The sequence below is a fragment of the Novosphingobium sp. ST904 genome, assembly GCF_001298105.1.
GTDB lineage: Bacteria > Pseudomonadota > Alphaproteobacteria > Sphingomonadales > Sphingomonadaceae > Novosphingobium.
In genome coordinates this window covers 1-10,029 of sequence record NZ_LGJH01000077.1, presented here as the reverse complement: position 1 = coordinate 10,029, position 10,029 = coordinate 1, and the positions used below count along the sequence as shown (strand labels likewise).

The 10,029-nt window shown below is 61.7% G+C and carries 9 protein-coding genes and 1 tRNA gene; 3 read left to right on the top strand and 7 right to left on the bottom strand.

Annotated features, from left to right (window positions below):
* The first annotated feature begins 158 nt into the window (after nucleotides 1-158).
* Nucleotides 159-776, top strand: a complete 618-nt coding sequence (locus ADT71_RS01265; protein WP_054434391.1) for a glycoside hydrolase family 108 protein — start codon at nucleotides 159-161, stop codon at nucleotides 774-776.
* Nucleotides 773-1,141 carry a hypothetical protein gene (locus tag ADT71_RS01260; protein ID WP_054434389.1) on the top strand — a complete coding sequence of 123 codons (369 nt, stop codon included), beginning with the start codon at nucleotides 773-775 and terminating at the stop codon, nucleotides 1,139-1,141. The genes ADT71_RS01265 and ADT71_RS01260 overlap by 4 nt, the downstream gene beginning before the upstream one ends.
* Nucleotides 1,142-1,270: 129 nt before the next feature.
* On the opposite strand, the gene ADT71_RS01255 is transcribed toward ADT71_RS01260, so the two are convergent.
* The 6 genes from ADT71_RS01255 to ADT71_RS01235 form a co-directional block, all read right to left on the bottom strand.
* Nucleotides 1,271-3,289, bottom strand: a complete 2,019-nt coding sequence (locus tag ADT71_RS01255) for an acyltransferase family protein (RefSeq protein ID WP_054434387.1) — start codon at nucleotides 3,287-3,289, stop codon at nucleotides 1,271-1,273.
* 735 nt (nucleotides 3,290-4,024) lie between these two features.
* A complete protein-coding gene (locus ADT71_RS30960) occupies nucleotides 4,025-4,327 on the bottom strand; it encodes a hypothetical protein (protein ID WP_132469125.1) in 303 nt (100 codons plus the stop codon).
* A gap of 293 nt (nucleotides 4,328-4,620) precedes the next feature.
* The gene (locus tag ADT71_RS01250) at nucleotides 4,621-5,019 is read right to left on the bottom strand and encodes a type II toxin-antitoxin system HicB family antitoxin (protein WP_231635471.1); all 399 of its coding nucleotides are present in this window, start codon (nucleotides 5,017-5,019) and stop codon (nucleotides 4,621-4,623) included.
* 29 nt (nucleotides 5,020-5,048) lie between these two features.
* Nucleotides 5,049-5,231 carry a type II toxin-antitoxin system HicA family toxin gene (locus ADT71_RS01245; RefSeq protein ID WP_197282874.1) on the bottom strand — a complete coding sequence of 61 codons (183 nt, stop codon included), beginning with the start codon at nucleotides 5,229-5,231 and terminating at the stop codon, nucleotides 5,049-5,051.
* A 335-nt stretch (nucleotides 5,232-5,566) separates the two neighbouring features.
* Nucleotides 5,567-6,817, bottom strand: coding sequence for an integrase arm-type DNA-binding domain-containing protein (locus ADT71_RS01240; RefSeq protein ID WP_255351594.1), 1,251 nt, complete (start codon nucleotides 6,815-6,817; stop codon nucleotides 5,567-5,569).
* Nucleotides 6,818-6,986: 169 nt separating this feature from the next.
* Nucleotides 6,987-7,076 (bottom strand) — tRNA-Ser (locus ADT71_RS01235).
* Between the two features lie 153 nt (nucleotides 7,077-7,229).
* Here ADT71_RS01235 and hspQ point away from each other — a divergent pair.
* Nucleotides 7,230-7,610, top strand: a complete 381-nt coding sequence (gene hspQ, locus ADT71_RS01230; protein ID WP_054434385.1) for a heat shock protein HspQ — start codon at nucleotides 7,230-7,232, stop codon at nucleotides 7,608-7,610.
* 12 nt (nucleotides 7,611-7,622) lie between these two features.
* On the opposite strand, the gene ADT71_RS01225 is transcribed toward hspQ, so the two are convergent.
* Nucleotides 7,623-9,857, bottom strand: a complete 2,235-nt coding sequence (locus tag ADT71_RS01225) for a bifunctional diguanylate cyclase/phosphodiesterase (protein ID WP_231635470.1) — start codon at nucleotides 9,855-9,857, stop codon at nucleotides 7,623-7,625.
* Nucleotides 9,858-10,029 lie beyond the last annotated feature (172 nt).

Sequence of the window (10,029 nt, the reverse complement as noted above, 5' to 3'; positions counted from 1 at the left end):
TACGCTCGTGCTGAGCGATCCCCAGGCGCTGGCTGCTGTCGGCCGCCTGCTTCCCGAACGTCACCGCCCGCTCTGGGCCATTGGCGTCGGCCTGCTGACTTGGGCTGCCCCGGTCATCCTCACCCAAATTCGGCAGCCGAAGCTCGAAAGGAGGCGCAATGGCTCGTAAGACGCTGATCAGGCGCGGGGGCACTGCCGCCAGCGCGCTCGCCCTCATTCTCGGCGGTGTCTATGCCGTTGAGGGTGGCTACGTGAACCACAAGGACGATCGCGGCGGCCCGACGCATTCCGGCGTAACGCAGGTCGTGGCGCGGCAGAACGGCTACCTCGGAGACATGCGGAATTTCCCGCGGAACTGCAACGCGACGGTGACCGTCTGCGCCGACAATATCTACACCGAGATCTACGTCAGCAAGCCGGGGTTCTACCCCTTGCTCACGTTGGACCCGGGTGTTGCGGCAGAGGTGATCGATACCGGCATCAACATGGGGCCCGCCATCGCCTCGCGGTTCCTTCAGGCCGCCATCAACGTGAACTGCGGCCCAGCGCGGCTTACGGTGGACGGGAAAGTGGGGCGCGCGACGATTGCCGCCTATTCAGCGTGCCAGCGCAGCATCGGCGCCGTGCCGTTCTGCACCCGCGTCCTCGGCTCGCTCGATGCTCAGCAGGAACAACGCTATCGCCGCATTGTCCAGAACCAGCCTTCGCAGGCCGTATTCCTGAAGGGCTGGATCGCGCACCGGATCGGCAATGTCGACCGGGCGAGCTGCCAATGATTCCCGCTGCATGGCTTGCTGGCGGCGGGTTGATCCTTGCCGCCTGCGGTTTCGGCGCCGGTTGGACTGCTCAGGGCTGGAAGCGTGACAGCGGCGAGCTCACCGAACTTCAGAAGGTGACGAAAGAGCTTCGCGACCAGGGTGAGCGGCAAGCCGGGATTGCCAAGGTATACGAGGAGGAAAGAGCACGTGGCCTTGCCCAGTCGACCATTCGGACGAACACAATCCAGACGATCTACAAAGATCGACCTGTTTCTGCTGATTGCACCCTTGAGCCTGCTGCTGGCGTCGTGCTCGACGACGCGATCCGTGCCGCCAACGCTCGCGCAGCAGGCCAACCTCAGCCAGCGCTGCCCGGATATTGAAGGTCGCCCTGTGCCCTTTGTCGATCCTGCTCGTGCACAATGGGAAGAGCGGCTGATTACGCAGTATGGGGATTGCGCCAGTCGTCATCGCGCCATTTCAAGCCAAAGAGCCGGGAGACCCTATTGAAGTTAGAGGTTCTGAAGCGAAATGGCGCGAGTTTCCCAAGCGCTGCCGCGCTCAGTGACATGATGATCGTCGGCATAAAGCGGCAATCCATTATCATCGGCAGCGCAAACCCCGTGCTGGCACATGTAAGGCAGAGGATCGATTAGCCTTACATTGGAATGCTGCGAAGCGATTTTCGCAAATATGGTGGTCGCAGCCTTGCGTCGATCACGGAGACCTTGTTCCGATACAGCGCAGACATTGGCATTGTTGCCCCGCCAGATGGCGCGAGCTACGCATTTGCGCGCATTGTCCGGGAAGCTCGGCGCTTGCTCGACCAGAACCACGGCCTTGCCCGCTTTGCCCAGATCGGTAACGACCCGGTCAAGTGTACGCTGAAGAACCTCCCTGGTTTCTTTGGTTCCCGGGGTGCGTTGCTGGTCGTCCAGCAAATAGCGTGAGGTGATGGCCTCCATCGTACCAGGATCACTGTCGTTTACGAAGCGAGCCCAGCGTGCGGCAATCACCACCGTCTTTACATTTGGATTGGCCTTTATAGCCTCAAGTATTTTCTCGTTAAATTTGTTGCACGCACTTGTGGCGATGAGATCATCGAAGGACTTTGACCCATCTGTATCGACTGCTCCTGGAAGCGGCGAGCATGCGCTTTTGACGACCGTGCGCACTGGGATTCCAGCTTTTTCAGCAGCGTTTGTGAAGCCAAAGCCCAAGGCGCGCGCATGGGAATCTCCCCATAGCACGACCGAAGTTTCGCGATCGTTCGCAAGATCATTCGCGCATTTTTCTATGCCGGTCTTTCCGCCCAAGGCACATCCGACCTTAGGCGAGAAAGGTTTGGACGAGAATGCCGTGGCAACCAGCGCGGACTGGGGCAACCTGCCGGGCAGGCCGCGTGTGAGGATCAGCGGCGCGGACGCCAGCCCGATCGCCAGAAGGGCGAGCGCGCCATAGCCCACCACCCGGCGCTGGACGGTGCGGGTATCGATATTGGTGGCGCTGCGCTGGCGGAAGGGCGCCTCGACATAGCGCAAGCTGAGATAGGCCAGCACGAAGCTGGCGGCGACCAGCAGCAGGCCTTCGGCAGGCGAGGGCGGCGCACCGCGCTGGAGCCAGAAGAATGCGATGACCGGCCAGTGCCAGAGGTAGAGCGAGTAGGAGAGCTTGCCGACAAAGACCATCGGTCCGCTGCCGAGCGCCCGGGCGACGATATTGTCCTGATCGGCGTTGGCCAGCAGGAGAAGGGCGGTGCCCGCGCATACCGGCAGGGCGGAAAGGCCGGGGAACAGGGTCGCGCCGGTATAGGTCAGCATCGGCACGAAGATCAGTGCGATGCCCGCGACAGCGGCGGCCAGTCTGGCGGTGGCGCCGGGGATGCGCAGCGTCGGAAGTGCGGCCAGCAGGGCGCCGATCAGCAGTTCCCAGGCGCGCGTGGGGAACATGTAGAAGGAGAAGTTGGGCGAGCGGTGGACGATGAGCTCGGCCATGGCGAAAGAGATCGCGATGGCTGCCACGATCGCTGGAAGGAACCAGCGGCGCAGCGGCTTCATGGTGAACAGCGCGACGACGAGCGGCCAGAAGATGTAGAACTGTTCTTCCACCGCCAGCGACCAGGTGTGCAGCAGCGGGCTCTCGTAAGGGGCCGGTCCGAAGTAGTCGAGCTGGGACCAGAACCAGATGTTGGACGAGAACAGCGCCACCGTCGTCGCCGATTTGCCCAGGGCGACCAGTTCGCCGGGCAGCATCACGAAGGCGCCATAGGCCAGCGTCGCCAGGGTGACAGCCAGCAGCGCGGGAAGAATGCGCCTGATGCGGCGATCGTAGAAAGCCAGAAGACTGAATTTCTGTTCGTTCGCGTCCTTCAGCAGGCCGCTGGTGATCAGGAATCCGGAAATGACGAAGAAGATGTCGACGCCGACGAAACCGCCCGAGAACGGCGGCAGTTCGGCGTGAAACAGCACGACCGGCAATACGGCGATGGTGCGCAGCCCATCGATATCGCGCCGGTACCTGATGTGGCTCATGCCAATTGCCCCTCTTAACTTCGTGGGCATTGCTGAATTTTAACAACCGCCCGGAGACACCGAGTAAGCTGGCATGAGGCGTAAGTCTACCTAAGCGATGCGGATATCGTTATCCTAGCCAATCGCGTTTCCACACACCATGTTTATGGCGCCGAATTTTCAGGCCACAGCTCACACAGTGGCTGTGATAGTGAGTTCCATCCCATTGGACTTGATCACGTGCAACGGCATGCCTGTTAAACAGGCAGCGTATCGGCTGCGGTAATAGCGACATGACGCGGCCCCCCGGCCATCTCTTATGGAGAAGTCCGTATTAAAACACGTTAATCCATGAAGTTCAAATGAACGGGAGCCAGCGCGCAACCTGTGCAATCTGACACAGGTAACCCCACGCCAGAAAAGCTCCTATGATTCCAGCTTCGATCTTCAGTGCCATGAACGACACCATTCATCCAGGCAGGCCTGCCTTCAATGTCAGATGCGTTCGAAATGGTTGTCCGAAGTGACGGTAATCAGTGTCGGCAATGGAGCTCTGGCCATCTGGTTCCGCTGTCAGGAGCGCGACGTAGCATTGTATCAACCATGAGGTTGAAGAATTCGAGGAGTTCACTTTCATCTTGCGGCCATGAGCCGGACGCAGTCAGGTCAAGCGCGCGATCAACATCATCGGCAGAGGCCATTCGAAGGTGTTTGACTTCGATCATGAGGACAGCCTTCCATGGACATGGGTCTCGCTTAACTCGCTGCACGAAGCCGGATCGGTGCCAGAGCCGGCTCACGCAGGGCAGATCGATTTTCGGCATCCGCATCGGCCATCGCGCGCGCTTTCCTGCGAAGCAATTGTGGCAAGCGCACAATGCCTTGGCTCGAATCAGTGTCTTTCAGAAGCCGTTCCATAACGTCGGCCATATTCTTGACTTCGCTCGCGCACAGCTTTGCTGCCTCTGGTTCCAGCACGCCCAAACGAGACAATGCGAAAGCGCATTCAGCTGAGAGTATTGTTGCTGAAATCAGCAATTCTTCAAACTCCGGCTTCATGGAACCTCTGATCAAGTGATGACTGCACTATAATATCAGGAGCGGGGCAACGGCGATTATGGATCAGCAGATTAAAGTTTTGTAATAGGCCGAAGTTATAGGCTGGGGCCCACTTTCGGTCGCACAGGTTGAACGGCTTATCGTGAAGCGCGCAGCATACGGGTGTGCACATTTACTCTAAAGAGTTAGTGCTTTCGAACGGACATGCCCCCCTGAATTGCTGGCCGTGTACCCTGGAGGATCGACTCAGCCCACACCCGAGCGATCCTCCACCCGGCATTCTTGAAGCGCTATTAGTGCGCGCCCTGAATTTCGTTCCGGGCTGCCTGAGCGACGAATGCGCTGCGCGTCAGACGGCGCTCGGCGGCGGCCTTGTCGATCGCGTCCAGAATGCCGCGTTCCAGCGACAGATTGACGCGGGCGACACGATGGTCATTCACGATGCGGGGAACGGCGATGATCGTCGCGCCGGCTCCAAGCGCCTCGGCTGCGGCCGCCTTGATCTGGTCAAGACGGCTCGGCTCAACCTCATCCTGATCGTCGAACCAGAGTTCCAGCGCCTCGCAGGCGTTCGGCAGGATCTCTTCGGCGGTGTCAGCGGCGGAGAAGCAGCCGGGAAGGTCCGGGAACGTCACGCCGTATGCGCTGTCGCCGTCCTGCTCCATGATTGCGTAAAAGTATTTCACGGTCATTCCTTTCAAGCCCAGAGTGGTGGGGCTGGTCAGAGCCAGCCCACCGTCTTCGCTATGTTCCGGGCGGTCCCGCCGGGGAGGTCTTTCTTGGGGTGCGGGACGATCACTGTCTGGCTTCCCTTCCGAAACTTGTGGTGAGAGCCTTTCGTGGAAATGTGCTCCCAACCTTCATCCAGAAGGCGCTTGACGATCTTTTTGCTGTCCCGTTCCATGCGCAAATATATACACACTACCCCGGCTTGCGTCAAGCGCTATTGCGCAATTATTTGCGCACGATTGCGGGTTTTGAGGTTAGACACTGATCGCCGGATGCCGCAGGAATGCGATGGCTGTGCGGGATAGGTTAGACACCGGAGCCGGGCAGAAATCCTCAAATTGCGAAGCCCGGCTCGGGCCTCCACCCGGTTTCCTGTTCCATGTCCATTTCACACAGTCCCGAATCGTCCCAAGACGTTGATATGTGTTCCATATCTGTTCCAGCTTGGCCAGCGGCCCTTTCAATTCCGCCTACGGCCCTCCAGGAGATCGTCGGCTGGACACATGCCTTTCATGAGCAGGTCGGCCCATTCCTGAGACAGCTCGCGCCGTCGCTCCATATGTCCGGCCCGATCGTAGGCGCCTTGACCTTGTTCTCCGGGACGTGGGCGAGCATCAGCTCGATGATGGCCGGATCCTCTTTCCGCCCGCGCTTCACCGCGATTGCGTTCATCGTCGTGGAGAACGATGAGCGCCAGCCGTGCGGCACATGGCGCCCGAAGAAGCCCACGCGGTTATAGAGGTACCCTATCGCGTTCTCGCTCAGCGGCCGGTGACTATGCCGCTGCCCCGGGAACACCAGCCGCCCGCGCCCTGTGAGCCTGCGGACCGCGCGCAACAGGTCCACGGCTTGCCAGCAGAGCGGCACGATGTGCTCGAAGGCTTCCTCGTCCTTCAGATCGAGGATCAGCTTCATGCGGCCAGCCGGCACCCGCCAGATCGGCTGGAATGGACCAAAGGCGTCGCCATCCCAGTCGACCCCCTCGAATTCCGTCCATTCGGCCGCGCGTACCATGCCCGGCCGGGCCTGCGTGAGCGCGAGCAGCCGCGAGGCGAACTTCGTCACCGGCGACGCACCACTGGCCTCTGCCGCGATCAGGACCTGCCGTGCCTCGTCCGGATCGGTCAGCGCCGGCTGCCTCCCCTTCTTCCGCATCGGCTGGAGCGCCTTGAGCACGACGGCCGCCGGATCGGTTTTCGCTATGCCCTCGCCGATCGCATAGACGAAGACAGCCGAAACGCGCTGCCGCAGCCGCCGCGCCGTCTCGATCGATCCGCGCGCCTCGACCTTGCGGAGCATCTTGAGGATGGTGGGCGAGTCGATGCCGACCAGCGCCAGCTTGCCAATATGCGGGAACACGTCGCGCTCAAGGCTGGTGAGCACGTCCGCCTGGTGAACCGGCGTCCAGCGATCTTTCTGCATGTCGTGCCAGCCGCGCGCGATCACCTCGAAGCTCAGCGCCTGCGATTCCTCGAACCTTGCCTGCTCTTTCGCCTCTTGCGCACGCTTACGCGCGCCCGACGGATCTTCGCCATTGCGGATGCGCTGCCGCGCCTCGTCACGCCTGGCGCGCGCCTCGCTCAGCTTGACGTCGGGATATGGGCCGAAGGTGAGCAGCTTTTCCTGCCCGTGAAGCCGAAACTTCATCCGCCAGGACTTCAAGCCGGTCTTCGCGACATAGAGATAGAGACCGCCCGCGTCCGACAGCTTATATGGCTTGTCGCGCGGCTCGGCGTTTTTGGCTTCCTTGTCTGTCAGCATGCGCCTCGGGGTATCGTACCCCCTCCTGTCCTCAATACCCCCGGTTGTACCCCACGATACCCCTTGCAGGAAAGGAACAAAACGGGACCGATTGGGACGACATATAGCCGACAGAACACACGAAATCAGCCCCTTGCGGGACTGTTTTGGGCTGATCTGGATGAGTAAGTGGCGGAGAGGGTGGGATTCGAACCCACGGTACGGTTTCCCGTACACTGCATTTCGAGTGCAGCGCATTCGACCACTCTGCCACCTCTCCGCTAGAGATGCGATAGCGATGGAAGGTCTCCATCGGGTCGGGAAGCGCGCCGTTAGCCCAGCATTTCGACCTTGCCAACCCCCTGTTTTCAAAAATGGGGATTGTCCACAGGGGTTGCTTGTTTGCACCCCGCAGGAAACCTATATTTCTCGCATGAACAGGGCGCACTTTTTTTCACCCACGGCCGGACGCATCATCGATGCGCCTCGCCAGACCCGTGCGCGATTCGCTATCGGCGATGTGGTCCGCCACCGGAATCATGACTTCCGGGGCGTCATCTTCGATATCGATCCGGTGTTCGCCCATAGTGAGGAATGGTACGAATCCATTCCCGTGGACGTGCGCCCCAAACGCGACCAGCCCTATTACCACCTCCTCGCCGAAAATGAGGAATCCAGCTACGTTGCCTATGTCAGCCAGCAGAACCTGCTCGCCGATGCCGAGGGCGGGCCGGTAGACCACCCCTCTCTGTCGCAGATGTTCGATGATTTCGGCAACGGGCGCTATCGGTTGCGGCGCGGTCTCGCGCACTGAACCCGCGCTTCTTCAGGACGATTCGGTACCTGTATCTGAAAAGGAATGCGCGCCGCCTTCCAGCAGGCGTGTGATATCGCCTTTCGGAACGGGGCGCGAAAGCAGGTAGCCCTGTACTTCGTGGCATCCCAGTGACCGCAGGTGCGAGAGCTGGGCCTCGGTCTCCACGCCTTCGGCAGTCAGGTTCAGGCCATTGGCGCGGGCAACGTTGACGATCGCCTCCACCAGGGCCGCGCCCGGTCCGGTGTTCACCGCATGGACGAAGGAACGGTCTATCTTGATGCGATCCACCGCAATGTCGCGGATGTGGCTGAGCGAGGAATAGCCCGTTCCGAAATCGTCGAGCGCACAGGCCACCCCGATCCGGCGCAGCGCCTTGAGAGACGCGGAGACCTCTTCCGAAGCCGACATCAGCGCGGTTTCCGTCAGCTCCAGTTCCAGACGGCGCGGATCGAGGCCGGTCTCGTTCAGGACCGCCCGCACATTGTCCACGAAGGCCCTGCTGCGCATCTGCACCGGCGAGACGTTCACCGATATCCGCAGGTCGGGCCAGGCCATGGCATCGTCCACCGCCTTGCGCAGCACCCAGCCGCCAAGCACCTCGATGAGGCCGGACTCTTCGGCCTGCTGGATGAAGCCCGCAGGGTTGACGAGACCGTTCACCGGATGGTTCCAGCGCAGCAGCGCTTCCACCGCGACCATCCGGCCACTGACCGTCGAGTAGACCGGCTGGTAGAAGACCTTGAGCTGCTCGTCGCAATCCAGAAGCGCCTGGCGCAGCTCGCGATTGGTCGTTTCCCGCAGGCGCACCACTTCGTCCATGCTCGCCTCGAAGAACGTGAAGCGGCTCCGCCCTTCCATCTTCGCCTTGTATAGAGCGATGTCCGCACGCCGGGTCAGCTCGGTGCGGTCGGCGCCGTGGTCCGGCGCGACGGCAACGCCGATGCTGGCGCCGATGAACGCCTGCGCCCCGGCCACGTCGAACGGACGCTCGATCTCGGCTACGATGCGTTCGCAGATCTGCCCGATCGCCTCGCGGGATTCCGGCTCGACGACGAGCACGGCGAACTCGTCTCCTCCAAGGCGCGCGACCATGTCGTAGCCGCGCACTTCCGAGGTCAGCCGCCGGGCGACCTGACGGATCAGCGCATCGCCGGCGGGATGGCCCAGACTGTCGTTCACCTGCTTGAAGCGGTCGAGGTCGATGTAGAGCAGCCCGACGAGGCCGCCCTCCCGGCGGCAGCGGGACAAGGCAGCGTCCAGCCGCCCTTCGAACATGGCGCGATTGGCCAGTCCGGTCAGGGCGTCGTGCAGCGCCTGGTGGCGCGCCTCGCTCCGGCTTTCCTCTAGATCGAGCGTCCGGCTGGCGAGCCGGCCGGCCAGGAGGTAGATCACCACGGCGGAAAGCAGGAGGACCAGCAGCACGACCGGCCCGACCGACCGGGTCACCTCGCTCCCCGGCGCGAAGGGATGCCATACGAAGTAGCCGATGACATCGCCGTCGCGCGAACGGAGCGGCACCGAGGCTTCGCCCCAGGCCCTGCTCGGCGATATCTCGTAGCGCGCCTGTGCGAGGCCGTAGTTGCTGCCGAGGCGGGCGAAGAAGTCGTTGTCGAGATAGACGACACCGATATGCACCGGCTCGCTTCCCGGCTTCTGGACGATCGAGCCGCTGTCCGAAAGGATCGGCTTCGCGCTGACGATCGCCGGACGGCCGCGCAGGATCGCAAGGTCCGAGGCGCCGGGCGAGATCATGGGAACGCCGCCGACTCCCACTTTTCCGCTACCCCGCGTGCGGCGCAGCCGCATCACCAGCGGGTCGGCCACGTCTTCGATGGCGATGTAGGTTTCCGGCACCTTCCGCTTGCCGCCGCGCATGGCGTAGATCGGCACGCTTTCGGAGGAAAGGACGTAGACCTCGTTGAACCCGGCATATTGATCGAACCAGATGCCGAGGTTGAGATCCATCCAGTCCTGATCGATCGGGCGCCTGCGCGCTTCACGCAGGGCATCGTCCCACACGGTCGACGATTCCTGCGCATGGCCGACCCGCTCGATGCTCTGGGCGAGGACGAGCGACACGATGGAACGGTCTCGCTCGCTCGCGATGCGGTCGATCTCGCGCCCGGACCAGATGAGGAAGCCGACGATCAGCATGACGATGAAGAGCGCGGCCACGACGATATGCGGCGCAAATCTGGCCGCTTCCGACTTGCGAACCTTGCGCGTGTGGATCGGAGCGAACACGCGGAAATCCTTAGCCTTCGAGGGATACCAGAGCATTAGAAGGCAACAGCAGGCCGACCACAAGCGAAAGCGCGGCCATAAGCGTCACAATGCGTCAACCATGTGACAAAGCCCTTCACCTCCGCCTTCGCCACATGCGAAAAACGCCCCGGCCGGATGTCCGAACGGGGCG